The following is an 807-nucleotide window of genomic DNA, read 5'->3' as shown; positions in this document are numbered from 1 at the left end:
TTATCGTGGTCTGGAAGCTGGATCGCTTGGGTCGCACGATGAAGGGATTGGTCGACCTTGCCGCTGAGCTCGAAGGCAAACAGATCGGTCTCCGCTCGATCACCGACGGCATCGATACATCGGGAACAGCTGGACGTCTCGTGTTCAACATTCTTGCCGCGATGGCCCAGATGGAGCGCGAACTGGTTCGGGAGCGAACGAATGCGGCACTCGACGTTGCTCGTCGTAAAGGGAGATTTGGGGGGCGAAGATCTGTAATGACTGAACAGCGTAGGGCCGCTGCCGAAAAACTTTTGAAAACCGAGATGTCGGCCACCGAGATTGCCTCTGCAATTGGTGTGTCGATTTCCACGTTCTACAGGCATTTCCCAGTTAGATAACGGCATCCGCGCCAGTCTTGGCCGACGTGTTGCGCAGAAGCACGCAATGGTGGAGTGAGACTTAAACTGACGGCCGGTTTGAGCCGATTGCCGGCAGTAGGATTCATGGCTCTTTGTTGGCGCGATCTGGCGTTCGCGGGCCAAGGAATTCGTAGCGCAAGAGAATGTCGCTATCGATCCGTTCGAGTATGGCGTTGATCGTTGCCTCGCGGGACGGCAGTGTGAGGCGCTGCCGGATCTTCTCCACGATGTCGATGGATGTAGGGGAGAGGGCGTATGTTGAACGTCGATAGCCAGCTGCGTCCTCACGCAGCTTTTTGCGACGCATCGACCGTGCGCTCCTTGTCGTCGAGTCCTTTTCGGGCATGGGGCAGGATAGTCATAAGACATCTGCTTTCAACACCGCGCTCGACTCATGATGCTGTAG

At 56.4% G+C, this 807-nt stretch carries 2 protein-coding genes; one reads left to right on the top strand and one right to left on the bottom strand.

All coding sequences use genetic code 11. The annotated features are described in order from the left end of the window. Nucleotides 1-380, top strand: a 380-nt coding sequence (locus BRX37_RS26340; RefSeq protein WP_164522556.1) for a recombinase family protein, incomplete at its 5' end; no start/stop codon positions are given. 103 nt (nt 381-483) lie between these two features. Here BRX37_RS26340 and BRX37_RS26335 read toward each other — a convergent pair. Next, nucleotides 484-708: a hypothetical protein gene (locus BRX37_RS26335; RefSeq protein ID WP_081260906.1), complete on the bottom strand. Its 225-nt coding sequence runs from the start codon at nt 706-708 to the stop codon at nt 484-486. Between the last annotated feature and the right edge of the window lie 99 nt (nt 709-807).

The sequence above is a fragment of the Sphingomonas sp. S-NIH.Pt3_0716 genome (assembly GCF_003950715.1).
GTDB lineage: Bacteria > Pseudomonadota > Alphaproteobacteria > Sphingomonadales > Sphingomonadaceae > Sphingobium > Sphingobium yanoikuyae_A.
The sequence above is the reverse complement of the archived record's forward strand: the minus strand, read 5'-3'. Positions and strand labels throughout refer to the sequence as shown.

Bases quoted from the DNA above. Each gene is read 5' to 3' on its own strand.
- BRX37_RS26335 (WP_081260906.1), bottom strand. From the start codon at position 708: ATGCGTCGCAAAAAGCTGCGTGAGGACGCAGCTGGCTATCGACGTTCA.